This is a genomic window from Nonomuraea sp. NPDC003214 (genome assembly GCF_053590035.1).
The window spans coordinates 470,466-495,773 of the sequence record NZ_JBSFSX010000009.1 but is presented as its reverse complement, the minus strand read 5'-3'; the positions used below and the strand labels follow the sequence as shown (position 1 = coordinate 495,773).

The window sequence follows — 25,308 nt, the reverse complement described above, 5'->3', positions numbered from 1 at the left end:
GAGCCCTGGGATCCACCCCATCTGACCTGGGCCGACGCCGGTTGGGCAGCCCGCCCGGTTCCCTGCCCTCGGTGGAAGTGGCAGGCTGCCGTGAGTACGTCGCCACCCTGGGAGTCCATCGCGTGAGCCGATCCGGCAAGCTCCTCCACGTCATCGTCTGCGCCGCCGGGCCCGCCCCCGACGTCGGCCGGCTCGTCACCCTGGCCCAACAGGCCGGCTGGACCGTCCAGGTCGTGGCCACACCGCCCGCCCTGGACTTCATCGACGTCGCCGAGCTGGAGAAGCAGACCGGCCGGCCCGTACGCAGCCAGTACCGCAAGCCCGCAGAGCCCAAGTCCCCACGCGCGGACGCCATCATCGTCGCTCCCGCCACGTACAACACCATCAACAAGTTCGCCCAAGGCATCGCCGACACCTACGCCCTCGGCCTGCTCTCCGAAGCTCCCGGACTCGGCATCCCCGTCGTCGTCCTGCCCTTCGTCAACACCGCCCTCGCCTCCCGCGCCCCCTTCCGGCGCAGCGTGGAAGGGCTTCGCGCCGAAGGCATCCGCGTCCTGCTCGGCCCGGGACTGTTCGAGCCGCACCCGCCCAGCACCGGACCCGACCGCATCGACGACTATCCCTGGGCGCTCGCCTTGGCGAACCTGCCGGATTGAGCCCTCCCATGCCTGCAGGCAAGTCGTTCCTCGTTCTGGCGGGTACCGCATTGACCCTGGCCGGGTGTGCCCTGGGAAGAGCCTGTGTTCAAGAACCTGGTCGGCTACGCGCACCCGGTCAGCTTCACCCTGAAGCGGCCTCTCGGTGGACGGACCGTCATCGACAGCACCGACGGCCGGCGGGTGCGGATTTATCGGGAGGAGAAACGCGGCTACGACCTGGGTCGTACGGGGTGGTCGGGAAGATAGGACCTGGGGTGGGTGCGGTGGCCGGCGGTCGTCGGTAGCGTCGCTGGCGTGGTCGGACGACTCGTTGCCCGCGCCCGGGAGCACGGGTGGGTGCTGGACGCCGCCCTGGCCGGGGTGGTGGTGCTGGCCAACGTTCCTGGGTTGGACGGGGTGGCCGGGTGGGGCTGGCTGGGCGTGGTCTGTCTTCCGCTGGTGTGGCGGCGGGCGGCTCCGGTTCTGGTGCTGTATGTGACGGTCGGGCTCGGCCTGGCGTCCTATGTGGCGGGGGTGCAGGAGGTCTATCCGGTGGCCGTGGTGGGGGTGGCGGCGTACATGGTGGCCCGGCACCGCCCGTGGCCGCGGGTGCTTCCGCCGGTGGCGGCGCTCGGCGCGGCCTTTCTCTACGGCGTGCTGGTGGCGGGGCTGCGGTGGGGTGACGTGGTGGTGCTCGCCTCGGGCGTGGCGATGGCCGTACTGCTCGGGGTGACGCTCCAGACACGGGAGGCCCATCTCGCGGGGCTGCGGGAGCGGGCCGAGCGGCTGGAACGGGAGCGTGACCAGCAGGCTCGTCTCGCGGTGGCGGCCGAGCGGAGCCGGATCGCCCGGGAGGTGCACGACATCGTGACCCACAACCTGGCGGTGATGGTGGCGCTGTCCGACGGGGCGGCGTTCACCGCGACGACGGCTCCGGAGCGGGCCGCCGACACGATGGGGAAGGTGTCGGCGGTGGGCAGGGAGGCGCTCGCGGACATGCGCCGGCTGCTGGGGCTGCTCCGCGACGGCGGGCCCGACAGCGCCACCGGGCCGGGCAGTGGCACCGGGCCCGACAGCGCCACCGGGCCCGACAGTGCCACCCGGCCCGACAGCGGCACCCGGCCGGGCAGCGTCGGTGAGATGGGCAGTCTGGCCCCGCCTCCCGGCGTGAACGATCTCGATCTGCTCTTCGACCAGGTGCGGGAGGCAGGCGTACAGGTGACCCTGACCCGTGAAGGCGTGCCGGGCGGCTGGGGGCCGGGCCCGGGGCTGGCGATCTACCGGATCGTCCAGGAGGCGCTGACCAACACGATCAAGCATGCCGGCCCGGAGGCCGCCGCGAAGATCCGGCTGAGTTACACGGTCTCCGGGGCCGAGCTGGAGATCGTCGACGACGGGCGTGGCGCGTCCGCCCTGGCCGTGGCGGGGGCGCAGGCCGCCGGTCACGGGCTGGCCGGCATGGCGGAGCGGGCGGCGGCGTACGGCGGCCGGGTCGAGGCGGGGCCGTTGCCCGATGGCGGCTGGCGGGTGCGCACCCGCCTCAGGTTCGGTGACGGAAGCGCGTGAAGATCCGGCTGCTGCTGGTGGACGACCAGCCCATGTTGCGTCTCGGCTTCCGCATGGTGTTCGAGACCCAGCCCGATCTGGAGGTCGTCGGGGAGGCCGGCGACGGCGCGCGGGGCGTGGCGATGACCCGCGCCACGCGAGCGGACGTGGTGCTGATGGACGTCCGGATGCCGGTGATGGACGGCATCGAGGCCACCCGGCGGATCGTCGAGTCCGGATCTGCGGCGCGCGTCCTGCTGCTGACCACGTTCAACCTCGACGAGTACGTGTTCGCCGGGTTGCGTGCCGGCGCGAGCGGGTTCCTGCTCAAGGAGGTGCCGCCGGCCGATCTGCTCACCGGCATCCGGGCCGTGGCCTCCGGCGACGCCGTGGTCGCGCCGCAGGTGACCCGCCGGTTGATCGACGCCTTCGCCCAGCACCTGCCCGACCCGGCGACGGGCCGCTCCCCTGCCGACGGGCGGCTGGACCAGCTCACCGAGCGCGAACGCGAGGTGCTGGCGGAGGTGGTCCGCGGTCACTCCAACGGCGAGATCGCCGAGACGCTGACCGTCTCGGAGGCGACGGTGAAGACCCATGTCGGCCGGATCCTCACCAAGCTGCACCTGCGTGACCGGGTGCAGCTCGTCGTGTACGCGTACGAGACGGGCATCGTACGGCCAGGTCAGAAGGAGTGAGCGGCTGGGACGGCCCGCCGCCGGGCGACGAGGGCCGTGACGGTGAGGTAGACGGCGACGAAGACGGCTCCGGACAGGGCCCTGAAGGCGTCGCCGACCAGCAGGCCGATCAGCAGGACGACGACGGCCGCCTGTGTCGTTCCCGCGCCGAGGACGAACAGCGCGGCGGCGGCCCTGGTCGTCGCCCGTACCCGGGCCGTCGCCCACAGTCCCGCCGCCACCGCCGCCGAGGTGTAGAGCGCCACGACCGGCCACGGGGCCTTGACCACGGAGACCAGCAGCTCGGTTCCGACGAACCAGCTCGCGTACAGCCCCGCCCTCGCCGCGAACGGCAGCCACCGCGCCCCCGGCCGGTCCACGTCCGCCACCACCCGCGGCCCCCGCGGCAGCCGCGACGCGACCAGGCAGGCGACCAGGCAGGCGATCAGCGCGGCACCGAGCACGACCGCCAGGTGCAGAACGAAGGTCCCGCCGTCCTGCACCCCGCGGTTCTCGCCCCAGAACACGAACCGGGCGATCGCCAGCCCGCCGGTGACGATCCCCAGCACCCAGGTGGCCCACTTCGGCAGCCACGGCCGGTCCGCCTGCTCGGGGAACAGCAGGTGCGTCAGCAGCACCGGGGTGAGCAGGGAGAACAGGCCGTGCCAGGGCAGGATGTACAGCGCCCAGGGGATCCGCAGCCCGGCCACCACCCCCAACGTCCCGTACGCGTCGTTCGCCGGGTCGAGCGGGTGGAAGAGCGTCTCCGAGATCAGACCCTCGTTGTACAGGCCGTAGATCATGCCCAGGCACCACAGGCCGAGCAGTCCCGTCCTCGTCCGCGTGGCCACCTCACGCAGCACCAGGATCGGCAGGCCGTAGACGAAGACGGTGAAGGGGAGGAACATGCCCGGCTGGAAGAAGTCGGTGGCGGGCATGGAGCCGCTGAACACCTCGGCCAGCAGCGGCGAGAGCACCATGAGCACCGGGATCGGCCACCGGCTCCGACGTAACGCGTTCATCGTGAGGGTTTCCTTTCGTCGGGATCCGACGCTAGGGAAGCCGCTTCTCACGCACGACAGCCCGAAGTCTGACTCGGGCAGACCGGAAACCTCCACCTCAGGTCGCATCCCGTCCTCCGACGGTCGCACCCGCTTGCCGGATCGAGCGTTCAGGTAGCGAACGGCGACATAATCCAACCGTGATCGATCACTACCGAAATCTCTTCGACCGGCACCAGTGGTTGGAGGACACGCTCAACTGGACCGTTGTGCAGCCCCTGGACGAAGGGACCACGGTGGACGACCTCCTGTGGCGGCTGAACGGAGGCCGCGAGCCACAACAACGCACCATGGAGTACGCCACGGAAGAGGCCTATTTGGAGGATCAGCCGGTTTTCTTCGCCTTCAAGGGCGCAGGAACCTACGGCTTTCTGGAGTTCAGTTGTGGTTACGCCACGCCCGATCACATCCTCGTCGAACTCAGCAAGACGTCACGGGTGTGGATGGCGACCTGGCACATGAACGGTGGGTACACGCTCCTGTACGCAGCCGACGGCGAGATCAAGGCGCGAATGGGCTACTTCATTTTCGCCGAGCACCTCATCCAGTTGGGTGACCCGAGCATCCTGGCCGATTTCCTGCCCATGCTCGACAGCCTCGACCCGGAGGATTATCGAGGCAAGCGCAGCGCGGCATTCGCCTTCATTGAGGCGTCCACCGGCATGCGCCTTGAAAGCGAGTGGCTGGATGTGGAAGAAGCGCCCGTCATCATCTTCGACAACTGGAACCAGGAGTGAATCCAGCGGGCCGGACACGGCGGTGACGACCCTCAAGAAGGTGTCGCTGGGTGGTAGTCGCGGACCGGGAAGGAGTCGGACAGGCGAATTCCCTGGGAGTTGAGGGTGGCCAGCCAGCGGGTGAGGGCGCTGGGCGGAAGGTGCGGCTGCGCTGGACGAAGTCTTCAAGTTCGGCCTGGTAGACGGGGAACGCCCGGGTGTGGTCGCCGCCGGCTGCCGCCTGTTGGCCGGCGAGCACGTACGCGGAGATCATCGCGGGGCTGGTGCTGGCGCCGATCGCGGGGCCGGGGGACAGTCCGGCGTCGCCCGGCCGCGTGACCAGGTGTCCAGTCGGATCTGGGTGATGGAGTCGAAGTAGAAGGCCGGGGTGCGGTCGAGTTCGGCGAGCCAGCGCGGAACGTGGCCGTCGAGACCGGCGAAGTGTTCGCGGAGCAGGGTCTTCTGCCGGGCGACGTCGCGGTGGCTTCACCGGAGCCTGGGCTGGGCTGGGCGATGACCCGGAGAAACCTCCGGCTGTGCGCCCTCCTGCTGAAGATCCTCGGCCGGCTCGTCCGCCGCGCACAGGCCGACGGCAAGGCGCGCGACCTCTCCGACCTGAGGTAGACCGCGGGGTCGCCGGCGCTGGGCCGCGTCATGCGCCTGGGCTGACCGCTCTCTGATGTTTTCGCATGTCGCGGGGCCTCTGAGGGTAGATGGCGGCTGAGGGGGACCCGGTGATGGGAGCGACGGTCGACTACCAGGCGGCATTCGAGGCGCTGCCGTGTCCCTGCATGCTGCTCACCCGCGAGCTGGTCGTGCTCGCCGTGAACGACGCGTGCCTGCGGATGACCGGCCAGGAGCGGGACGAGGTCGTCGGCCGGTCCCTGCCGGTGGCCCCGAGGGGGCTGAGCGCGGCGGGGGCGGCGAAGGTGCGCGCGTCGCTGGAGCGCGTGGCCGATGCGGGCGTCGGCGAGGTCGTCCCGCTGCTGCGGCACGACTGGGCGCCGCCCGACCCGCGCCACTGGCGGATGACGAGCGCGCCGGTGCTCGATCCGTCGGGCGCCGCCAAGGGGATCATCGTCGTGTTCGGGCAGGCGGAGGCCGCCGGCGCCGCCGAGGAGCCGGACGCCGGGGCCGACGGGCTGCTCCACCAGGCGTACCGGCAGGAGCAGCAGAAGGTGTCGATGCTGCACGAGACGATCGAGCATCAGCAGCGGTTCGTGTTCGACGCCGCGCACGACCTGCGCAACCCGATCACGGGCCTGCTGACCGAGCTGGAGGACGCGCTGTCCGACCCGGGCGCGGACCTGCGCCGGACGCTGCGGAGCCTGCACCGCGACGCCGAACGGCTCAACGAGATCGTCGGCGACCTGCTCGCCCTGGCCCGCCTCTACACGGCCCCGCCGCCCGGCGTCGAGCTCGTCGACCTGGCCCGCCTGGTCGTGGAGGAGCTCGGCGCCCACCCGCCGAGCGCGGCCGTGGTCACCCGGCTGGAGGAGGGCGTGGTCGTACGGGCCTCGCGGGTGCGGCTGGCCCGGCTGCTGTCCAACCTGGTGGCCAACGCCGAACGCCACACCACCACCACCATCGAGTTCGTGGTCACCGCCACGCCGCCGTACGCCGTCCTGGAGATCATCGACGACGGGCCCGGCATCCCGCCCGAAGACCGGGAGCGCATCTTCCACCGGCTCTACCGGCACGACCAGGCGCGCACGCTCGACACCGGCGGCTCCGGGTTCGGCCTGCCGATCGCCCGCGAGATCGCCCACGCGTACGGGGGCGATCTGTTCGTGGCCGATCATCCGGACGGCGCCCGGTTCGTGCTGCGGCTGCCGCTGGCGGTGCGGCCGGAGCCCGGCGGCGAGGAGGCTCCGGACCGGCCGTTATCGAGGAGCGGGAGCTTCTAGCGGCTTCTAGCGCGGGAAGAAGGGGAGGTCCAGGTAGACGTCGTCGGCGGCGGCGAGGATCTTCGCGGCGTCGTCGACGGGCGGGTGGATCGCCTGGTTGATCTGCCGCTTGATCTCCTTGCCGTGGGCGCCCGTGGCCATCACCTTCCGGTCCCAGCCGCGGGTGAAGATCCCGCCGGCGCCGCCCAGGTCGAGGCAGGTGACGTACGGGCCGGGGGTGAAGTCGCGCGGAGGGACGCCGAGCAGGTCGGCCGCCGCGTTGTACCCGGCGACCTTGCCGAGCGGAACGGCGTGCTGGCAGGACTGCGTGACCGTGTGCCCGGCGTCGTAGGGCGCCGCGGCCGTGTCGCCGGCGGCGAACACCTCGGGCAGGGCGCGCAGGTGCCGGTCCACCGGTATCCGGCCGAGGTGGTCGAGTGAGCCGGTGATGTGCCGGGTGAGCCGGTTCGCCCGCATGCCCACCGACCAGACGACCGCGTCCGCCTCGACCTTGGTGCCGTCGGACAGGGCTGCGTAGCCGTCGCCGACCTCGGTCACGGTGGTGGCGAGGCGGCGTTCGACGCCGAGCTCGTCCAGGGCCGACTCGATCGCCTCGCGCGGCTCCGGGCCGAGCTGTTCGCCGACCACCGCCGCCTGGTCCACCAGCAGCACCCGGCCCCGGGCGGCCAGCTCGGTCGCCGCCTCCAGACCGGTGAACCCGGCGCCGACGACCACGACGGAACTGTCCGCCCGGCCGCGCAGCCGGTCGGCGAGCCGCTGGGCCCCGGCCAGGGTGTCGATGTCGAAGAGCCGTTCGGCGCCGGGCAGATCCCGTGGCCGGACGAGCTCGCTGCCCGCCGCCAGCACCAGGCGGTCGTACGGGATCTCCTGGCCGTCGGCCACCACCACGCGGCGGGCGGTGTCGATCTCGCTGACCGTGGCGCGCAGGTGCTCGACACCGATCGGGTCGAGGATCCTGCGCAGCTCCACCGTGGCCAGGCCCGGGTCGGGCTCGTACAGCCTCGGACGCAGGACCATCCGCTCGCCGGGCGCGATGAGCGTGATGCGCAGGTCCCGCTCCCCGCGCGCCAGCGCCGCGCCCGCCGCGCTCCACACGCCCGCGAAACCACCACCGATGATCACAACCTGTGCCACCGTCTCGTCCTCTCTCAGCCTGTCCCTCCACGGACGGGGAGGGTTCGGCAGGGAGACAAGACAGCCGGCTCAGATGTGACCGATGCGCGGAAGCTTGTCGGGATTGACGAGCCTCCTGAACTCCGTGATCCGCCCGCCGCTGACCTCCACGGTGTCGAGCCAGACCAGCGCGCCGCCGGAGTAGGTCGCCATGGCGGGCTCCCCGTTGACCTCGACGACGCGTACGGCGTCCGGACGCCTGAGCTCGACCTGCCTGATCGCCAGCCGGGCGATGATCGCGGCGCCCCGGACCGGCCTGCGCGCCGCCGTCGCCTTGCCGCCGCCGTCGGCGACGTAGACGGCCTCGGGGTCCAGCAGCGCGACGAGCCCGGCCAGGTCACCGGCCTCGGCCGCCGCCCTGAACGCCTCCAGCACCCGCCTGGTCTCGGCCTTGGAGGCGCGGGGCCGTTCCGTGACGGCGGCGACCCGCGTACGGGCCCGCGAGGCGAGCTTGCGGCTGGCCGCGGGCGTGGCGCCCAGCACCTCGGCGATGCGCGCGAACGGAAGGTCGAACACGTCGTGCAGCACCAGCGCCACGCGCTCGGCGGGGGTGAGCGTCCGTATGACCACCAGCATCGCGGTGCTCACCGACTCGTCCACGAGCACCCGGGTCGCGGCGTCGGGCCCGGTCAGCAGCGGTTCGGGCAGCCACGGCCCGACGTACGACTCGCGCCGCACGCGCGCCGACATCAGCACGTTGTAAGCCGTACGGGCGGACACGGTCACCAGCCAGGCACGCACGTCGCGCACCTCGGACAGGTCGGCGGCGGCGGCCCGCAACCACACCTCCTGCGCCACGTCCTCCGCCTCGGCCACGCTGCCGAGAATCCGGTACGCGGCCCCGAACACCGCCGGCCGGTGGGCCGCCCAGTCGGCCTCCGTCAGCGCCGTGCCCGTCGGTTCCACCTCGCACCCCGATCCCCTGCGACCGCTCTCCTCCGATGCCGAGGCTACGTGCGCCCCGACGCCACGAGCGCGCGGGGTCCGCCGGTTCCGGCCGCTGCCGGGCGCGCTCGGCCGTACTGGCCGTGGCCGGTGGAGTCGGCACGTTCGTACAAGTGCTGGGGGTGGGGGGCGGAGCATGCTGGGGGCGGACGAGGCGTTCCGACGAGAGGGGCCCCGATGCTCAACCTGTCGATCATTCTGGAAGACAGCGCCCGCGCGGTCCCGGACCGCACCGCCCTGGTGTACGGGGATCTGCGGCTGCCGTACGCCATGGTGGACTCCGTCGCGAACCAGGTGGCCAATCTGCTGGTGGAGCGCGGGATCGGCAGGGGCGACAAGGTGGCGCTGCTCTGCCCGAACGTGCCGTACTTCCCCTTCGTGTACTTCGGCATCCTGAAGGCCGGGGCGACCGTGGTGCCGCTCAACGTGCTGTTGCAGCCGAGGGAGATCGCGTACCACCTGGACGACAGCGGCGCGAAGGCGCTGTTCTGCTTCGAGGGCACGCCCGAGCTGCCGACGGGGGCGCGCGGGCGGGAGGCGGCGGACGCGACGGAGGGGTGTGAGCACTTCTTCGTCCTGCCCGCGACGCCGCTGGCGACCGAGTCGGAGCACGGGGAGTCGTTCTGGGCGGCGTTGGACGGCAAATCGGGCGAGTTCGAGACGGTGGGCACCGGGGCGGAGGACGTCGCGGCCATCCTCTACACGTCGGGCACCACGGGGCGGCCCAAGGGCGCGGAGCTCACGCACGCGAATCTGCTGCTCAACACGATGGTCAGCGATGAGATGTTCCCCCGCGATCCCGAGGGTGACGTGTCGCTGGCGGTGCTGCCGCTGTTCCACTCCTTCGGCCAGACCTCGGTGATGAACGTGAGTTTGCGCCGCCGCGCCACGCTGGTGCTCGTGCCGCGGTTCGAGCCCGGTCAGGCGCTGGAGCTGATGCGCGGGGAGCGGGTGACGATGTTCGCCGGGGTGCCGACCATGTACTGGGCGATGCTGGCGAAGATTCACGCGGGTGAGGCCGAGGTGCCGGCGTCGTTGCGGGTGGCGGTGTCGGGGGCGGCCGCCTGCCCGGTGGAGGTGCTCAAGGACTTCGAGGCCACGTTCGGCATCCCGATCCTGGAGGGGTACGGGCTGTCGGAGACGTCCCCTGCGGCCTGCTTCAACCAGCTCAGCCGGCCGACCAGGCCGGGCACGATCGGCTTCCCGGTGTGGGGGGTGGAGATGCGGCTGGTGGACGACGACTGGAACACGGTCGAGGGCGAGGGGCCCGGGGAGATCGCCGTGCGCGGGCACAACATCATGAAGGGCTATCACGGCAGGCCGGAGGAGACGGTGGAGGTGCTGCGGGACGGCTGGTTCCGCACCGGGGACATCGCCACCCGCGACGAGGACGGCTACTACTCCATCGTCGACCGCACCAAGGACATGATCATCCGGGGCGGGTTCAACATCTACCCGCGCGAGCTGGAGGAGGTGCTGATGACGCATCCGGCGGTCTCGCTGGTGGCGGTGGTCGGCGTGCCGCACGGCTCGCACGGCGAGGAGGTCAAGGCGTACGTGATCCGGTCGCCCGGGTCGGCGGTGACCGAGGCCGAGCTCGTGGAGTGGTGCAGGGAGAACATGGCGGCCTACAAGTATCCGCGGATCGTCGAGTTCTGCGAGAGCCTGCCGATGACCGCGACCGGCAAGATCCTCAAGCGGGAGCTGCGCCGGTCACGGGCCGACGTCGGGTAACCAGTCGATCGCGGCGGCGAGCTCGGAGGGCGTGTTGCCGAAGGTGCGCCGGAAGGCGCGGGTGAAGTGCGGGCCGTCGGTGAACCCGGCGCTGTGCGCGGCCGCCGTCAGCGTCTCCCCGGCGGCCACCCGGTCGATGGCCTGCCGCAGCCGCAGCCACCGCACGTACGGCCGCAGCGGGATGCCGACGTGCGCGCCGAACAGGTGCGCGAGCCGGCTCGGCGACAGATGGACGGCGTCGGCCACCGCGCGCAGCCGTACCGGTCCTGCCGGCAGGAGCGCGGGGATGACGGCGATCGCCGCGTCCACGGCCGGGTGGAGGGCGGCGTCGGCGGCGCCGCTGTGGCCGCTGCACGCCTCGACCGTGCGCAGCGCGCCCGCCGCCTCGGCCGAGCGCGGGTGCCCGGCCGTCGGCTCGGCGAACATGAGCGGCCTGGCTCCCTCGCGCCCGTCCTGAGCGCCGGAACCGGCGAGGACGGCGGGCGGCGACCAGGTCGAGGCCCGCGCCCCCGCGCCGGAGCGGGCGAGCAGGGCGCGGCCGGGCGCGCTGCGCGGGTCCAGGTGGGCGAGCAGCGCGTCATGGGCTCCGCTGACCAGCGTGTGGCCGGTGTCGGGCGGGACGACGGCGATCCGCGTGGTCAGCCGCTCCCCGTGGGCGTCGGCCAGCGTGAAGGGCTCGGCGGCGACGATGAGCTGGACCGCGTGGTGCGCGTGCGGCTCGTTGGTGCCGACGGTGCCGCCGTACAGCAGGAGGCCGGGCCGCAGGAGGCACCAGCCGCGCCAGGGGTGCGACATCACCGCACTTTATGCCTGTTTCGCCCCTGGGCGGACTATCGCCACCGGACAGGTCGCCTGTTGCAGCACCGTCCGGCTCACGGACCCGAGCACGGCGGAGGCGAAACCGCCCAGGCCGCGCGTGCCCACGACCACCAGATCGGCCGTCTCCCCGGCCTTGATCAGCGCCTCCGCCGGATGCCCGGCGATCTGCTCGCCGACGATCTCGATGTCCCGGTGCTTCTCCCGCCACACCCTCAGCCGTTCGGCCGCCGTACGGAGCTCCGCCTCGCAGGAGCGCTCCAGCAGCGCGCTGTAGCCCACCGCGAGCGACGGCGTGACGGGCACCTGCCAGGCGTACGTGACCAGCAGCGGCACGTCCCTGGCCCGGGCCTGCTCGGCGGCGTAGGCCAGGGCGGTCTCGGCGCACCGGGAGCCGTCGTCGCCGACGACGACGCGGCCGTGCGCAGGCTCGGCGGAGCCGCGTACGATCACCACCGGGCAGGCGGCGTGACCGGCGACGCCCACGCTCACCGAGCCGATCAGGAGCCCCTTGAACCCGCCGAGCCCCCGGCTGCCGAGCACCACGCTGTCGGCGGTGGCCGACTCGCCGACCATCGCGTCCACGACGTGCCCGGCCAGCAGTTCGGTGGTCACCTCGACGCCGCCGGCCGACCGGCTCACCCGGTCGCGGGCGGCCTCCAGGGTCCCGGCGCAGTAGTCCGTCGCCTCCCGGCCGAACCGGGAGTGCTCGCACACGTGGACGAGCCGCAGGCCCAGCCCCCGCCGCCGCGCGTCGGCGGCGGCCCATTCCAGCGCCGTGTCCGACGGCGCGGAGCCGTCCACGCCGACCACCACAGATTTGACCATCACGCACCTTCCCCCCGGATTCTTCCCTCCCATACCCGGCTGACCGTGGCCGGCATCACGCCTGCCGGCCCGATCGGAGTAACGCGGCGACCGTTAGACATTCGCCAAAGAATTTATTAATTCCCGGCCGCTGACCTGCGGAGAAGCGGCGTTATCCGCTCCTTCGCCGGGGGTACTCGGTGATGCAGTCCATTCCGACGAAAGAGTTCGGCGATGCTCGACACCGACCCGCCCTTCCGCCCGGTCCTCCGCGCGGACGGCTACCTGCCGCTGGAGGACCTGGGCCTGATCGGCGACGGCGACACGGCGGCGCTGGTCGGCCTGGACGGTTCGATCCCGTGGCTGTGCCTTCCCCGCTTCGACAGCGAACCGCTGGTGTGCGGGCTGCTGGACCGGGCCCGTGGCGGGCATTTCACGCTCACCGCGGACGGCCTGCTGGAGGCGCGCCAGTTCTACGAGCCCGACACCGCCGTGCTGGTGACCGAGCTGCGCGCGCCGTCCGGGCTGGTACGGATCACGGACGCGCTGGCCCTGCGCGCCGGGGCCGATCTCAGCGACGACGCGGGGGCGGGCCGGGCCGAGCTGGTCCGTTCGGCCGTGGTCGTGAGCGGGAGCGTGCGCCTGCGGGCGGAGCTGGAGCCGCGCGGCGGCGGGCAGGCCCGGGCGCTCGGCAGCGGCCTGGAGGTGCGGGCGCTGCGGCGGCCCGATCTGCGCCTGCACCTGCGGTCCAACCGGCCGCTGACCGGGCTGCGCACCGAGCACGACCTGGAGCAGGGCGACCGGCTCGACCTGGTGCTGTCGTGGGGGCGCATCCACCGGCACCACCGGTTCGCCCCCGAGACGATGCTGCGCGACACCGCCGGAGCGTGGCGCCGCTGGATGGCCAAGTGCGGTTACGACGGCCCGCAGGCGGCGCTGGTCCGGCGATCGGTGATCACGCTGAAGCTGTGCGACGACTGGATGAACGGGTCGCTGGTCGCGGCCCCGACCTCGTCGCTGCCCGCCCCGATCGGCGGGGTGCGCAACTGGGACTACCGCTACACCTGGATCCGGGATGCCGCCTATGCCGTGTTCGCGCTGCGCCGGGTGGGCTTCGGCGAGGAGGCCGACGCCTTTCTCGGCTGGGTGCTGGACGCCTTCGAGCAGAGCCGCAGTCCGCGGATCATGTACACGCTGCTCGGCGCCGCCGTGCCCGAGGAGGTCCAGGACGCCGAGCTCGAAGGCTACCGGCGCTCGGCCCCGGTGCGCTGGGGCAACGGCGCGGCCGACCAGCGCCAGCACGACGTGTACGGCGAGGTGCTGGACTGCGCCGACCAGTGGCTGCGCCCCGGCCGCGAGCTCCAGCCCGCGCTCTGGTCCGGCCTGGCGGAGCTGGCCGAGGCCGCCGCGAGCACGTGGCGGCAGCCGGACCAGGGCATCTGGGAGGTGCGCAGCGAAGGCCGGGTGTTCACGTACTCGGCCGGGATGTGCCAGGTCGCCCTCGACCGGGCCGCGGCGATCGGCGAGCGCCTCGGCATGCCCGGCCAGATCGCGGCCTGGCGCCGGGAGGCCGAGACGCTGCGCCGGATCATCCTGGAGGAGTCCTGGGACGAGAGGGCCCAGTGTCTGAGCGAGCATCTCGACGGCGGCGGCAGCCTCGACGCCAGCCTGCTCGCGCTTCCGCTGCGCAAGGTCGTCCCGGCCGGTCACCCGCGCATGGCGGCCACGACGGCGGCGATCGCGGCACGCCTGTCGGCCGGTGACGGCCTGCTCTACCGCTACCTGCACGAGAGCTCCCCCGACGGCCTGCCCGGCGACGAGGGCGGGTTCCTGCTGTGCAGCTTCTGGCTGGTCGACAACCTGATCCTGCTGGGCGAGCGGGACCGGGCCGGGGAGCTCTACGCGTCGCTGTGCGCCCGGGCCAGCCCGCTGGGGCTGCTGCCGGAGCAGATCGACCCGTCGACGGGCGCGTTCATGGGCAACTTCCCCCAGGCGTTCAGCCACATCGGCGTCATCGCCAGCGGCGTCAACCTCGCCCGATCGGAGGGATCCTGATGGCGGCCACAGGCGGCCTGCGCAGCCAGGCGTGGTGGGACAACGCGGGCAACCCGGAGATGACGGCTCTCTACCTCGAACGCTTCCTCAACTTCGGGCTGACCCCGGGCGAGCTCCAGTCCGGCCGGCCGATCATCGGCATCGCCCAGACGGGCAGCGACCTCGTCCCCTGCAACCGCCACCACCTGGCCCTGGCCGACCGGGTCAGGGACGGCATCCGCGACAACGGCGGCATACCGCTGGAGTTCCCCGTCCATCCCCTCCAGGAGACCGGCAAGCGTCCGACCGCCGCGCTGGACCGCAACCTCGCCTACCTGGGGCTGGTCGAGGTTCTGTACGGGTATCCGCTCGACGGGGTCGTGCTGACGACGGGCTGCGACAAGACCACGCCCGCGTGCCTGGCCGCGGCGGCGACGGTGAACATCCCGGCGATCGTCCTGTCCGGCGGGCCGATGCTCAACGGCTATCACCAGGGTCAGCGGGTGGCCGCGTCGGGCTCGGGGCTGGTGATCTGGCAGTCGAAGCGGCTGCTGGCCACCGGGGAGATCGACTACGCCGAGTTCTCGGCGCGCGTGGCGGCCTCCGCGCCCAGCATCGGGCACTGCAACACGATGGGCACCGCGCTGTCGATGAACTGCCTGGCCGAGGCCCTGGGCATGTCGCTGCCGTGCTGCGCGGCGATCCCGGCCCCGTACCGGCGACGGGCGCAGATGGCGTACGACACGGGCCGCCGGGCGGTGGATCTCGTCCGCGAGGACCTGACCCCGCGCAAGATCATGACCATGCCGGCCTTCGAGAACGCGATCGTGGTCGCCTCGGCCATCGCCGCATCCACCAACGTGCCCATCCACGTCAACGCCATCGCCCGGCACGTCGGGGTGCCGCTGACCATCCAGGACTGGCAGCGCGTCGGCGGCGACGTCCCGGTGCTGGCGAACGTCGCCCCCGCCGGGGAGTTCCTCGGCGAGGACTTCTACCGCGCCGGCGGCCTGCCCGCCCTCATGAGGTCGCTGCTGGCGGCCGGGCGCCTGCACGGCGACGCCGTGACCGTCACCGGCCGGACCGTGGCCGAGAACCTGGCCGACGCCCCGCCCGCCGACCCGGAGGTCATCCGCCCCTACGACCAGCCGCTCGCCCCGCGCGGCGGGCTGCTCATCATGACGGGCAACCTGTTCGGCTCCGCGGTCATGAAGACCTCCGTCCTGGCCGGCGACCTCCGCCCGGTGGCGGACTACCGCGCCGTCGTCTTCGACGGGCCGGAGGATTACCACGCCCGCATCGACGACCCCGCCCTGGAGCTGGACGAGAACTGCATCCTCGTCATCCGCTACACCGGCCCGATCGGCTATCCGGGCTCGGCCGAGGTGGTGAACATGGAGGTTCCGGCCACGCTGATCCGGCGGGGGATCACGACGCTGCCGACGCTGGGCGACGGCCGCCAGAGCGGCACCTCCGACGCGCCGTCCATCCTCAACGCCAGCCCCGAGGCCGCGGCGGGCGGCAACCTCGCCATCCTGCGCACCGGCGACCGCATCCGCGTCGACCTGGACAACGCCCGCGTCGACGTCCTGCTGACCGACGAGGAGATCGCCGGACGGTGGGCCGATCACACACCGCCGCCCCTCGACAACCAGACGCCGTGGCAGGAGATCTACCGCGCCACGGTCGGGCAGCTCGACGGCGGCGGCTGCCTGGAGCTCGCCCTGGACTACCAGGACATCGTCCACACCAAGGGGATTCCCCGTGACTCGCACTGACGCCAGAGGCACCATCATGATCGCCGACTCCGACTTCGGCGACGTGGACATCGAGCGCGCGATCGTGGAGGGCGCCGGGTTCGAGCTGGTCGCCGCCCAGTGCAAGAGCGAGGAGGAGGTGATCGAGAAGGGCCGGGACGCCGACGGCGTGCTGACCCAGTACGCCCGGATCGGGGCCCGCGCGATCGAGGCGTTCACCCGCTGCCGGGTGATCGCCCGCTACGGCACGGGCGTGGACATCGTCGACGTCGACGCCGCGACCCGGCACGGCATCCAGGTCACGAACGCGCCGAACGACTGGTGCGCCGAGGAGGTCGCCGACCACGCCGTCGCGCTCTGGCTCGCCGCCGCCCGCAAGATCTGCGCGTACGACCGGGCGACCCGGGAGGGCGTGTGGCGCTGGCAGAGCGGGGAGCCGGTCTGGCGGCTGCGGGGACGGGTGTTCGGGCTGCTGTCCTTCGGCTTCATCGCCCAGCTCATCGCCGAACGCGCCAAGGCGTTCGGCGTGGAGGTGTGGGCGCACGACCCGTTCGTCGACGAGGCCGAGATCCGGGCCCGCGGCGTGCGGCCGGTGTCGTTCGACGAGCTTGTGGAAGGCGCCGACTACCTGGTGATCCAGGCGCCGCTCACGCCAGGCACCCACCACGCCTTCGACCGTACGACGCTCCGCAGGATGAAGCCGACGGCCCTGCTCGTCAACACCGCCCGCGGCCCGATCGTCGAGGACGCGGCGCTCCACCAGGCGCTCACCGAGGGCTGGATCGCCGGCGCGGCCCTGGACGACCTGGAGGAGGAGCCCGCGAAGCAGCGCGGCTGGGAGCCCCGCAACCCCCTGTTCGCGCTGCCCGGCGTGATCGTCACGCCGCACGCCGCTTACTACTCCGAGCAGGCCGTCGCCACCGTGCGGCGCTTCGCCGCGGAGGAGGCCGTACGGGTCCTGACCGGGCAGGGCGCCCGCAGCCCGGTCAACGACCTGACGGCTTGAGGAATCACGCCATTGGAATATCATCGCCGTATGGCGATTGATAGTGAGGCCGGGCGCTGCGTGAGCGCGGACATCGCCGCGGGCGTCTCCCCGGCGGCGGCACTGTTCCACTCCCTGTCCGACGAGAACCGGCTGCGCATCGTGGCCCGCCTCGCGCGCGGCGAGGCGCGGGTGGTCGACCTGGTGGGCGAGCTGGGCCTGGCCCAGTCCACCGTCTCCAAGCACCTGGCCTGCCTGCGCGACTGCGACCTGGTCGACTACCGGGCCGAAGGACGCCAGTCCTTCTACTCCCTCACCCGGCCCGAGCTGATGGACCTGCTCGCCTCGGCCGAGCACCTGCTGGCCGCCACCGGCCACGCCGTGGCCCTGCGCCCCGCCCAGGCGTCATGACCACGCTGAACCCGCCCGCCCCGGACCGGCGGGCGGTCCTGCGGCGCCGCGTCCGGCTCCTGGTCGCGGCCACCATCGCGTACAACGTCGTCGAGGCGGCGGTGGCCATCACCGCCGGCACGGCCGCCTCCTCCGCCGCCCTGATCGGCTTCGGCCTGGACTCGGTCGTGGAGGTCGCCTCGGCCGCCGCCGTGGCCTGGCAGTTCACCGCCGCCGACCACGAGAAGCGGGAGCGGACGGCGCTGCGGGTCATCGCGATCTCGTTCTTCGCGCTCGCCGCCTACGTCGGCTTCGACGCCGTACGCGCCCTGCTGGGCGCCGGTGAGGCCGAGCACTCCACCCCCGGCCTGATCATCGCCGCGCTGTCGCTGGTCGTCATGCCGTTCCTGTCGTACGCGCAGCGGCGCGCCGGCCGCGAGCTCGGCTCCGCCTCCGCGGTGGCCGACTCGAAGCAGACCCTGCTGTGCACCTACCTGTCCGGCGTGCTGCTGGCCGGGCTGGCGCTCAACAGCCTGTTCGGCTGGTCCTGGGCCGACCCGATCGCCGCCCTGGTCATCGCCGCCGTCGCGGTCAAGGAGGGCCGCGAGGCGTGGCGCGGCGACGCCTGCTGCTGACGCGCGGACGATCAGAGCCGAACCGGGCGCGTCGCGCCGTGCCCTGTCGGTGACTCTCCGTTACTTTGCGTGGGGTGAAGGAGAGGATCCGCAGTGAATGATTCGCGTGGGGCCGTGTCCCGCAGGCTGTTCGTCAGCGGCGTGTTCGCCGCCCTGGGCGCCGCCCCCGTGGTCGGCCCGATGGTCACCCCCGCGGTGGCCGCCCCGGCTCCCCGGGGCAGCGTGCTGCGGGCCCGGCCCGGCACCGTCGTCCTCGACGGGCGCACCCTGTCCACCTGGATGTACGACGACCGGCTGCCCGGCCCGCTGATCCGGGGCACCGCCGGCCGGACCGTACGGGTCAGGCTCGTCAACGAGCTGCCCGCGCCGACCACCGTGCACTGGCACGGCATCCGCATCACCCCGAAGATGGACGGCGCCCCCGGCCTCTCGCAGCGGCCGACCCCGCCCGGCGGCACGTTCGACTACGTGTTCACCGTCCCGGACCCCGGCACGTACTTCTACCACTCGCACGTCGGCATGCAGAGCGACCGCGGCCTGTACGGCGCGCTCGTCGTGGCCGACCCGCGCGAGCCGCTCGGCTACGACCAGGAGTTCACGGTCGTGCTCGACGACTGGCAGGACGGCGTCAAGGGCACCCCCGAGGACGCCGAGCGGCGGATGAGCGCCACCTCGCACGACAAGGGCCTCAGCAGCCCTCTCCTCGGCGGCGTCGCGGGGCACATGCGTTACCCGTACTACCTGGTCAACGGGCACACCGCGAACGAGCCCAGGACGTTCCACAGCCGTCCTGGCGCCCGGGTCAGGTTCCGGGTGATCAACGCGGCGGCCGACACCGCGTTCCGGGTCGCGCTCGGCGGGCACCGCATGACCGTCACCCACACCGACGGGTTCCCGTGCAAACACGTGACCGTGGACGCGTTCGTGCTGGGCATGGGCGAGCGCTACGACTTCGTCACGACGCTGGGCGAGGGGGCGTTCCCGCTGATGGCGATGGCGGAGGGCAAGAGCGGGCGGGCGTTCGCGGTGGTGCGGACCTCGCGGGGGGCGCGCAGGCCGTCGCCGGACGGCACGGTGCCGGAGCTCAACCGCCGGATGCTGAAATATGAGGACCTGGAGGCTCGGCGGGCCGACCAGCTCCCCCAGCCCTCCCGGACCGTCAACGTCACGTTCGGCCTGCGTAAGCGCCCCGGCGGCGACGAGTGGACCCTCAACGGCCACGGCGCCGACGACCCGCTGCGCCTGCGCGTCGAGCGCGGCGAGACGATCAGGATCGTCATGCACAACGACACCCACATGTGGCACCCCATGCACCTGCACGGCCACACCTTCCAGGTCCGGACCACCGACCGGGGCGGCCCGAGGAAGGACACCGTCAACATCAAGCCGCGCGAACGCATGAAGATCGACGTGCACGCCGACAACCCGGGCGAGTGGATGTTCCACTGCCACAACCTCTTCCACCAGGAGCAGGGCATGATGGGCACGCTCGGCTACGGCAGGCCCCCGCGCCGCAAGCACGACATGGGGCACTGACGCTCACCGCCGGAGTCAGGCAGGGAACGGCGCGTCGCGGAGGAGCAGGGCGGCCTGCACGCGGTTGGCGCAGTTGAGCTTGGCGAGGATGCGGCTGACGTAGGTCTTGACGCTGGCCTCGGTCATGTGGGCGCGCCTGGCCACCTGGGCGTTGGACAGACCCTGCGCCACCAGGGCGAGGATGTCGGCCTCGCGCGCGGTGAGCGTGGCCAGCCTGCGGGCGGCGTCGCGTCCGCGCTCGTCGTCGCCGGGCGCGGCCATGTCGAGCACCTGGCGGGCCACGGCCGGCGACAGGTACGCGTGCCCGGCGTGCGCGGCGCGGACCGCGCGGATGAGCTCGTCCGGGGTGCACGTCTTCAGCACGAACCCGGACACGCCCTGCCGTACCGCTCGCCGTACGTTGTCCTGGTCGCCGAAGGCGGTGAGGAGCACCACCCGCGTGCCGGTCAGCTCGGCGGCGGCGGCCAGGCCGTCCATGACGGGCATCGCGAGGTCGAGGAGCGCGACGTCGACGCTGTGGCTTCGGGCGGCCCGCACGGCTTCGCGGCCGTCGCTGGCGGTGGCCACCACCTCGATGTCGCCCGCCGACTCCAGGACGGTACGGATGCCGGTGGTGATGAGGGGTTCGTCGTCGGCCACCAGGGTCCTGATCATGAGGCTGCCTCCGCGAGGACCGGCACCAGCGGGAGCATCGCGACGAGCCGGAACTCGCGCGGCCCGGGGTGGACGCGCAGCAGGCCGCCGGCCGAGGCGACGCGCTCGGTGAGCCCGCGCAGGCCGCTGCCGCCGCCGGTGGAGGCCGCGGGAGCGCGGGGCGCCGGGTTGGCCACCGAGATCAGCAGGGCGTCGGGCTGCCAGTCGAGCGACACGGTGATCGGCGTGCCGGGCGCGTGCTTGACCGCGTTGGTCAGCCCTTCCTGGACGACCCGGTAGGCGGCGTGGGAGGCCCTCGGGTCGGCGAGCGGGACGGCCTCGCCGGACGTGTCGACCGTCACCGTGGCCCCGGCGGCGCGGGAGCGGGCGACGAGGTCGCCGACGTCGTCCAGGCCGGGCACGTCGTGCTCGCGCAGCGCGTTGACCACCTCGTGCAGCTCGGCGGCGGCGGCTCGGGCGGTGTCGGCCAGGCCGCCCACGGCCTGCCGCTGGTCCGGCGGCAGCGGGCCGACCTGGAGCGCGGCGGCCTGCACGGAGACCAGGCTGAGCAGGTGGCCGAGCGAGTCGTGCATGTCCTGGGCGATGCGCAGCCGCTCGCGCAGGCGTTCCTGCTCGGCGATCAGGGCCCGCTCGCGGCGCATGTGCTCGCGCTGCTGGGCCACGTACCGGCCGGCGAGCAGCGGCAGGGCGGTCAGGATGACGACGCGGGCCAGGCTGATCCACGGCTCGTCGGAGCCCGGGGACCGCTGCACGGCCAGCAGCAGGACGCACACGTACGCGCTGAGGGCACAGGCCGTCACCACCACGTCCCTGCGCGCGGAGATGCGGTGCCCGGCCTGGAAGCCGGTGCAGGCCAGCAGCGCGAGTGAAGCGCCGGTGAGCACGGCCAGCGCCAGCGCCGCGAAGAAGGCGGCGAACGGCAGCCGGTTCGCCGCTGTCACGGTGAGCGCCACGGCCACCGCGTAGGCGGCGAGCATCCAGCCCTGGGTCCCGTCCAGCCACAACAGCGCCGTGTCCGCGACCACGACGGCGGCGACGACCGCATACCTGGACATGGGATTCACCCTACTCAGGGCGTATCGGGGTGCTCATAGTCCACTTTGGTGAACAATGTCCGCTGACCTTCGGGGGCAGACCCGGGTCGGGGGTGACTTCTAGCGTTTCGTCGCATGTTCAAGACACTTCTCGGGGTGGCCATCCTCACCGCCCCGGTCAGCGCTCCGGCGCCGCAGCCGGGGCTGTCGTGGAGCGCCTGCCCCGTCGCGGACGCGCCCGAGCTCCAGTGCGCGGACCTGCCCGTCGCCCTGTCCCCCGGCAGCGGCCGTAAGCTCGTCCTGAAGGTGGCCCGGCTGCCCGCCACCGGCGCCAGGGAGGGGTCCGTGCTGGTCAACTTCGGCGGCCCGCAGGGCTTCCAGATCGCCTCGCTCGGCTCGCGTACCCGGATCTTCGACCAGATCCGGCGGTCGATGGACGTGGTGACGTGGGACCCGCGCGGCTATCCCGGGCTCAGCGGCGCGGTGCTGAAGTGCGACTGGGGGTTCGTGCGCACCCCGGCGTTCCCCGCCGACCAGGCCGGCTTCGACCGGGTGGCCGCGGCCAACAGGGCCCGGGGCGAGGCGTGCCGTGACACCGATCCCGAGCTCTTCGACCACATGTCGGCCGCGGACGACGCCCGCGACGCCGACGCCGTCCGCCGGGCGCTCGGCGACGACAGGATGAACTTCCTGGGGCTCTCCTACGGCGGGACGATCGCCCAGTCCTACGCCCGCCTGTTCCCCGACCGCGTGCGCACGCTGTACGTCGACGGCACCCGCAACCACAGCGTCCGCGACTGGCAGCGCGAGCTCGACGCCGAGGCCCGTGAGACCGAGCGGTTCCTGGACCGCTTCTTCGCCTGGGCCCCCGCCGGGACGGAGAAGCGCTGGCGGGCCCTGACCGCGAAGGCCGACCGGGAGCCGATCCCCGCCCCTCGGGTCGACGCCCGCTACGACGGCACGCAGCTCCGGGCGCTGGCGTTCCTCAAGCTCCGGCCCGGCCCGGCGAGCTGGGGCGATGTCGTGGCGGCGATCACGGCCGCCGAGAAGGGCGACGCGTCGGGCTTCGCGCTGTCTCCCCGCCAGCCCTACCCCGGCGCCCCCGGCGGCGGCTACAAGGAGTGCCTGGACCTGCCCCGCCCGGCGGACCAGCGTGACCTCGCGCGGACGACCAGGCGGCTGCGCGCCCTCGCCCCCAGCGCCGGCGCCTCGTTCGCCCTCGCCTGGCACCTGCCGCTCACCTGCGCCGGCTGGCCGGCCCCGGTGACGAACCCGCCCGCCCCGATGCCCAAGACGCTGCCGCCCATGCTGGGCGCGGGCACCTGGCAGGACTACGACTCCACCCGCCGGGTCGTCAGCCGGATCCCCGGCAGCCGCACGATCAGGCACGACGGCCCCGGCCACAACCTGTTCGGCGCGATGGCGAACCCGTGCGTCGTCGAGCACGTCAGCAGGTACGTCACCGAGCGCCGGCTGCCGCCCCGGGGCGCCACGTGTCCGTGACCAGGAGGCTCCGGATCGCGGGCGGGGTGATCGCGCTCCTGCTGGCCGCCGCGGTGGCGGTGACGGCGATCGCCTTCCCGTCCGTCGCGGCCACCACGTGCCCCGGCTGCTACGGCCTGGAGCGCCTGCAGCCCGGCGTGTACGCCGAGCCCGGCCTGCCGCCGGACCGGCGCAGGCACGTGGCCGAGGTCGTCGCACAGGCCGACCAGCGGGTACGTGACTTCTTCGGCGGCCGGGAGAGCGCCCCGGACATCCTCGTGTGCCTGTCCGACGACTGCTACCGCAGGATCGGCGGCGGTCGCGAGCGCGGCATCGCCGTGCTCAACCGGTCGGTGATGCTGTCGCCGCGCGGCGTCGACCCGGTGATCGCCTCGCACGAGCTGGCCCACGTGGAGCTGCACGCCCGGCTCGGCGGGGAGGAGGTGCCGCAGTGGTTCGACGAGGGGCTGGCGGTCCTGGTGAGCGGCGACCCCCGTTACCTGGCGCCGGCCGGTGACCGCTGCCTGGCCGAGCCCCGCGCGTCCCTGCCGGTCACTTTGGACGAGTGGCTGCGCGCGGCCTCGAAAGACCCCCGCGTGTACGCCGAGGCCGCCTGTCAGGTCAGCCGGTCCGGCCGGGACGACTGGCCCGGCCTGCGCTGATCAGGCCTGGTTCACCGCCAGGCGGACGAGCTGGGACAGGTGGGTGGCGGCGCGGCGCAGTGGCAGGTCGTCCTGGCGGACGCGGCTGAGCAGCTCGGCGCCCTCCAGCGTGCTGATGACGGTGCTGGCCAGCTCGTCGGCCGTGTCGGCGGGGACGCCCGCCTTCTGGATCGCGGTGCTGACGAGCCGCTGCCAGTGCGCGAGGGCTTCGTCGGCCGCCTGCTGGATGCCGGGCACGCGGCCCACGGTCTCCAGCGCCGTGACGGCGACCGGGCAGCCGTCGACCCAGGCGGAGGTCTTCAGCGCGGACACCATCAGCCGGGCGCAGGCGGCGACGCCCTCCGCCGGGTCGGGGCTGGAGGCCAGGCCCTCGCGGAGCAGGTCGGCGTACTCGGCGGCGCCGTGGCGCACGGCCTCGACCGCGAGCTCCTGCTTGCCGCCGGGGAAGAAGTGGTACACGGAGCTGACCGAGGCGCCGGCGGCCAGGGCGATGGGCTTGACGGAGGCGCCCTCGTAGCCCTGCCGCTGCAGCAGCTCGGCGGCGGCCCGTACGATCCGGGCGCGCGTGTCCTGGGAGTCCATGACTTCAGCCTACCTGGTTGGAACGTTCGATCCAGTCAGGCTATGCTCTGGATCGAACGTTCCAACCAGAAGGGGTTGTCATGAGTGACCGAACAGGCCACGTCGGGTTCGACCGCATGTTCGCCAACGGCCGGCTGACGGTCGGGCTGTTCCTGCCGCTGTGGCCCTACACCGGCGACATGGCGGCGCTGCGCGGGCAGAGCGCGCTCGTCCAGGAGGCCGAGCGGGCCGGGTTCGCCGCCGCGTGGGTCAGGGACATCCCGCTGGCGGACGCGAGCTTCGGCGACGTCGGCCAGGTGTACGACCCCTGGTCGGCGCTGACCTGGCTGGCCGCGCACACCTCGACGATCACGCTGGCCTCGGGCAGCGTGATCTTCAGCTTGCGGCACCCCATCGACCTGGCCAAGCAGGCGGCCTCGATCGACCACCTCTCCGGCGGCCGGCTGGTGCTCGGCATCGCCTCCGGTGACCGGCCCAGCGAGTTCCCCGCCTACGGCGTCGACTTCGAGAGCCGGGGCCGGCGCTTCCGGGAGGCGGTGCACGCCTTCCGCGACCTTCTGCGGCCCTCCGCCTCCGGCGTCGACCTGCTGCCCAAGCCGGTGCACGGGCACATCCCGCTGCTGGTCACGGGCTCCTCCCAGCAGGCCCCCGACTGGATCGCCGAGCACGCCGACGGCTGGCTCGTCTACCCCGGCTCCACCACGACCGCCGAGGGCCCGATCGCGCTGGGCAAGAAGGCGGCGACCTGGCGCGGCCGGATCCCCGGGGCCGCGTTCAAGCCCGTGGCCACCAACGAGTGGATCGACCTGATGGAGGACCCGCTGCACCCGCCCACCCCGCTGCGCGGCGGCTTCGTCCTGCGCACCGGGACCCAGGGCCTGCTGGAGCTGCTCGGCCGCTGGCAGGACGTCGGCATCAACCACTGCGCGCTCGGCGTCCAGCACGGCAGCCGGCCCGCCGGCGAAGTCCTCGCCCAGCTCGGCGAGGAGGTGGTGCCCCACTTCCCGGCCCTGGAGACCGCCGCGCCCCGGGCCTCCGCGTGGTGACCGAGCCGATGCGGGCCGTCATGCGGCAGTGGCCCACCGGGGTCGCCGTCGTCACCACGCGATCCGCCACCGGGCCGCACGGCGTCACGATCAACAGCCTGCTGTCCGTGTCGCTGGAGCCGCCGACGATCCTGGTGTCGCTCAGCCGCAGCAGCCGTACGCACGGCCTCATCATGAGCAGCCGGAGCTTCACCGCGAACCTGCTCGCCACCGGGCAGAGCGCGCTCGCCGCCCACTTCGCCGGGGAGCGTCCGGTCGGCGAGAGCGAGTTCGCGGACGTGGACTGGTCGCCGTCCCCCTGCTCGGGCAACGCGATCCTGCCGGGCGCGCTGGCCGCGATGGACTGCGCGATCACGACGACCGTGCCGGCCGGTGACCACACGCTGTTTCTCGGAAGGGTGGAGGCGGTCCATCAGCTCGGCGCCGAGGAGCCTCTGGTCTACGCGAGACGGGCCTACCACCGGCTCGCCACTTTCAGGTTATAGCAGATCGGCG

26 protein-coding genes are annotated in these 25,308 nt (G+C 72.8%); 18 read left to right on the top strand and 8 right to left on the bottom strand.

The annotated features are described in order from the left end of the window. Nucleotides 1-122 precede the first annotated feature (122 nt). The 4 genes from ACWDXC_RS30225 (at nucleotide 123) to ACWDXC_RS30210 (ending at nucleotide 2,878) form a co-directional block, all read left to right on the top strand. The gene (locus ACWDXC_RS30225; RefSeq protein ID WP_449987275.1) at nucleotides 123-656 is read left to right on the top strand and encodes a flavoprotein; all 534 of its coding nucleotides are present in this window, start codon (nucleotides 123-125) and stop codon (nucleotides 654-656) included. Between the two features lie 84 nt (nucleotides 657-740). Beyond that, nucleotides 741-905 (top strand): hypothetical protein, encoded by a 165-nt coding sequence (locus ACWDXC_RS30220; RefSeq protein ID WP_449987273.1) that lies wholly within the window; start codon nucleotides 741-743, stop codon nucleotides 903-905. A 48-nt stretch (nucleotides 906-953) separates the two neighbouring features. Continuing rightward, entirely contained in the window at nucleotides 954-2,204 is a 1,251-nt protein-coding gene (locus tag ACWDXC_RS30215; RefSeq protein ID WP_449987271.1) for a sensor histidine kinase, read from the top strand. Further along, nucleotides 2,201-2,878 (top strand): response regulator, encoded by a 678-nt coding sequence (locus tag ACWDXC_RS30210; protein WP_449987267.1) that lies wholly within the window; start codon nucleotides 2,201-2,203, stop codon nucleotides 2,876-2,878. Before ACWDXC_RS30215 ends, ACWDXC_RS30210 begins: the two co-directional genes overlap by 4 nt. Here ACWDXC_RS30210 and ACWDXC_RS30205 read toward each other — a convergent pair. Then, nucleotides 2,866-3,879, bottom strand: coding sequence for a hypothetical protein (locus ACWDXC_RS30205; protein WP_449987264.1), 1,014 nt, complete (start codon nucleotides 3,877-3,879; stop codon nucleotides 2,866-2,868). The two genes, ACWDXC_RS30210 and ACWDXC_RS30205, sit on opposite strands and share 13 nt — an antisense overlap. A 179-nt stretch (nucleotides 3,880-4,058) precedes the next feature. On the opposite strand from ACWDXC_RS30205, the gene ACWDXC_RS30200 reads away from it, so the two are divergent. The 3 genes from ACWDXC_RS30200 to ACWDXC_RS30190 all read left to right on the top strand — a co-directional run bounded on the left by ACWDXC_RS30200 (nucleotide 4,059) and on the right by ACWDXC_RS30190 (nucleotide 6,541). Next, nucleotides 4,059-4,655, top strand: a complete 597-nt coding sequence (locus ACWDXC_RS30200; protein ID WP_449987262.1) for a hypothetical protein — start codon at nucleotides 4,059-4,061, stop codon at nucleotides 4,653-4,655. A 399-nt stretch (nucleotides 4,656-5,054) separates the two neighbouring features. After that, nucleotides 5,055-5,258 (top strand): hypothetical protein, encoded by a 204-nt coding sequence (locus ACWDXC_RS30195; protein ID WP_449987259.1) that lies wholly within the window; start codon nucleotides 5,055-5,057, stop codon nucleotides 5,256-5,258. Between the two features lie 113 nt (nucleotides 5,259-5,371). Next, nucleotides 5,372-6,541 (top strand): ATP-binding protein, encoded by a 1,170-nt coding sequence (locus ACWDXC_RS30190; RefSeq protein WP_449987256.1) that lies wholly within the window; start codon nucleotides 5,372-5,374, stop codon nucleotides 6,539-6,541. Between the two features lie 6 nt (nucleotides 6,542-6,547). Here the strand turns inward: ACWDXC_RS30190 and ACWDXC_RS30185 are convergent, their stop codons facing one another. Then, the gene (locus ACWDXC_RS30185) at nucleotides 6,548-7,675 is read right to left on the bottom strand and encodes an NAD(P)/FAD-dependent oxidoreductase (protein WP_449987253.1); all 1,128 of its coding nucleotides are present in this window, start codon (nucleotides 7,673-7,675) and stop codon (nucleotides 6,548-6,550) included. Nucleotides 7,676-7,744: 69 nt separating this feature from the next. Further along, a complete protein-coding gene (sigJ, locus tag ACWDXC_RS30180) occupies nucleotides 7,745-8,620 on the bottom strand; it encodes an RNA polymerase sigma factor SigJ (RefSeq protein ID WP_449987250.1) in 876 nt (291 codons plus the stop codon). A 216-nt stretch (nucleotides 8,621-8,836) separates the two neighbouring features. On the opposite strand from sigJ, the gene ACWDXC_RS30175 reads away from it, so the two are divergent. Further along, nucleotides 8,837-10,393: a long-chain-fatty-acid--CoA ligase gene (locus ACWDXC_RS30175; RefSeq protein WP_449987248.1), complete on the top strand. Its 1,557-nt coding sequence runs from the start codon at nucleotides 8,837-8,839 to the stop codon at nucleotides 10,391-10,393. Here ACWDXC_RS30175 and ACWDXC_RS30170 read toward each other — a convergent pair. Beyond that, nucleotides 10,373-11,188, bottom strand: a complete 816-nt coding sequence (locus ACWDXC_RS30170) for a helix-turn-helix transcriptional regulator (RefSeq protein WP_449987245.1) — start codon at nucleotides 11,186-11,188, stop codon at nucleotides 10,373-10,375. The two genes, ACWDXC_RS30175 and ACWDXC_RS30170, sit on opposite strands and share 21 nt — an antisense overlap. Before the next feature lie 9 nt (nucleotides 11,189-11,197). Then, on the bottom strand, nucleotides 11,198-12,037 hold the full coding sequence (locus ACWDXC_RS30165; RefSeq protein WP_449987242.1) for a universal stress protein: 840 nt from the start codon (nucleotides 12,035-12,037) through the stop codon (nucleotides 11,198-11,200). Nucleotides 12,038-12,250: 213 nt separating this feature from the next. Here ACWDXC_RS30165 and ACWDXC_RS30160 point away from each other — a divergent pair, with 213 nt between their 5' ends. The 6 genes from ACWDXC_RS30160 (at nucleotide 12,251) to ACWDXC_RS30135 (ending at nucleotide 19,353) form a co-directional block, all read left to right on the top strand. Further along, entirely contained in the window at nucleotides 12,251-14,071 is a 1,821-nt protein-coding gene (locus tag ACWDXC_RS30160; protein WP_449987239.1) for a glycoside hydrolase family 15 protein, read from the top strand. After that, nucleotides 14,071-15,828, top strand: coding sequence for an IlvD/Edd family dehydratase (locus tag ACWDXC_RS30155; protein ID WP_449987236.1), 1,758 nt, complete (start codon nucleotides 14,071-14,073; stop codon nucleotides 15,826-15,828). The genes ACWDXC_RS30160 and ACWDXC_RS30155 overlap by 1 nt, the downstream gene beginning before the upstream one ends. Then, nucleotides 15,815-16,813 carry a C-terminal binding protein gene (locus ACWDXC_RS30150; RefSeq protein ID WP_449987232.1) on the top strand — a complete coding sequence of 333 codons (999 nt, stop codon included), beginning with the start codon at nucleotides 15,815-15,817 and terminating at the stop codon, nucleotides 16,811-16,813. The genes ACWDXC_RS30155 and ACWDXC_RS30150 overlap by 14 nt, the downstream gene beginning before the upstream one ends. Nucleotides 16,814-16,843: 30 nt before the next feature. Further along, entirely contained in the window at nucleotides 16,844-17,203 is a 360-nt protein-coding gene (locus ACWDXC_RS30145; RefSeq protein WP_357583527.1) for an ArsR/SmtB family transcription factor, read from the top strand. Beyond that, nucleotides 17,200-17,817 carry a cation transporter gene (locus ACWDXC_RS30140; protein WP_449987229.1) on the top strand — a complete coding sequence of 206 codons (618 nt, stop codon included), beginning with the start codon at nucleotides 17,200-17,202 and terminating at the stop codon, nucleotides 17,815-17,817. The genes ACWDXC_RS30145 and ACWDXC_RS30140 overlap by 4 nt, the downstream gene beginning before the upstream one ends. Nucleotides 17,818-17,910: 93 nt before the next feature. After that, nucleotides 17,911-19,353, top strand: a complete 1,443-nt coding sequence (locus ACWDXC_RS30135) for a multicopper oxidase family protein (RefSeq protein WP_449987226.1) — start codon at nucleotides 17,911-17,913, stop codon at nucleotides 19,351-19,353. Between the two features lie 15 nt (nucleotides 19,354-19,368). Here the strand turns inward: ACWDXC_RS30135 and ACWDXC_RS30130 are convergent, their stop codons facing one another. Both ACWDXC_RS30130 and ACWDXC_RS30125 read right to left on the bottom strand, forming a co-directional pair. Then, nucleotides 19,369-20,007 (bottom strand): response regulator, encoded by a 639-nt coding sequence (locus tag ACWDXC_RS30130; protein ID WP_449987223.1) that lies wholly within the window; start codon nucleotides 20,005-20,007, stop codon nucleotides 19,369-19,371. Next, nucleotides 20,004-21,062: a sensor histidine kinase gene (locus tag ACWDXC_RS30125; RefSeq protein WP_449987220.1), complete on the bottom strand. Its 1,059-nt coding sequence runs from the start codon at nucleotides 21,060-21,062 to the stop codon at nucleotides 20,004-20,006. The genes ACWDXC_RS30130 and ACWDXC_RS30125 overlap by 4 nt, the downstream gene beginning before the upstream one ends. Before the next feature lie 114 nt (nucleotides 21,063-21,176). Here ACWDXC_RS30125 and ACWDXC_RS30120 point away from each other — a divergent pair, with 114 nt between their 5' ends. Both ACWDXC_RS30120 and ACWDXC_RS30115 read left to right on the top strand, forming a co-directional pair. After that, nucleotides 21,177-22,544 carry an alpha/beta hydrolase gene (locus ACWDXC_RS30120; protein WP_449987217.1) on the top strand — a complete coding sequence of 456 codons (1,368 nt, stop codon included), beginning with the start codon at nucleotides 21,177-21,179 and terminating at the stop codon, nucleotides 22,542-22,544. Then, nucleotides 22,541-23,185: a hypothetical protein gene (locus ACWDXC_RS30115; protein WP_449987214.1), complete on the top strand. Its 645-nt coding sequence runs from the start codon at nucleotides 22,541-22,543 to the stop codon at nucleotides 23,183-23,185. The genes ACWDXC_RS30120 and ACWDXC_RS30115 overlap by 4 nt, the downstream gene beginning before the upstream one ends. On the opposite strand, the gene ACWDXC_RS30110 is transcribed toward ACWDXC_RS30115, so the two are convergent. Then, nucleotides 23,186-23,767: a TetR/AcrR family transcriptional regulator gene (locus ACWDXC_RS30110; protein WP_219515183.1), complete on the bottom strand. Its 582-nt coding sequence runs from the start codon at nucleotides 23,765-23,767 to the stop codon at nucleotides 23,186-23,188. 80 nt (nucleotides 23,768-23,847) lie between these two features. Between ACWDXC_RS30110 and ACWDXC_RS30105 the strand changes: the two genes are divergently transcribed. Both ACWDXC_RS30105 and ACWDXC_RS30100 read left to right on the top strand, forming a co-directional pair. Continuing rightward, the gene (locus ACWDXC_RS30105) at nucleotides 23,848-24,813 is read left to right on the top strand and encodes an LLM class oxidoreductase (RefSeq protein WP_449987211.1); all 966 of its coding nucleotides are present in this window, start codon (nucleotides 23,848-23,850) and stop codon (nucleotides 24,811-24,813) included. Then, nucleotides 24,810-25,298, top strand: a complete 489-nt coding sequence (locus tag ACWDXC_RS30100; protein ID WP_449987208.1) for a flavin reductase family protein — start codon at nucleotides 24,810-24,812, stop codon at nucleotides 25,296-25,298. The genes ACWDXC_RS30105 and ACWDXC_RS30100 overlap by 4 nt, the downstream gene beginning before the upstream one ends. Nucleotides 25,299-25,308 lie beyond the last annotated feature (10 nt).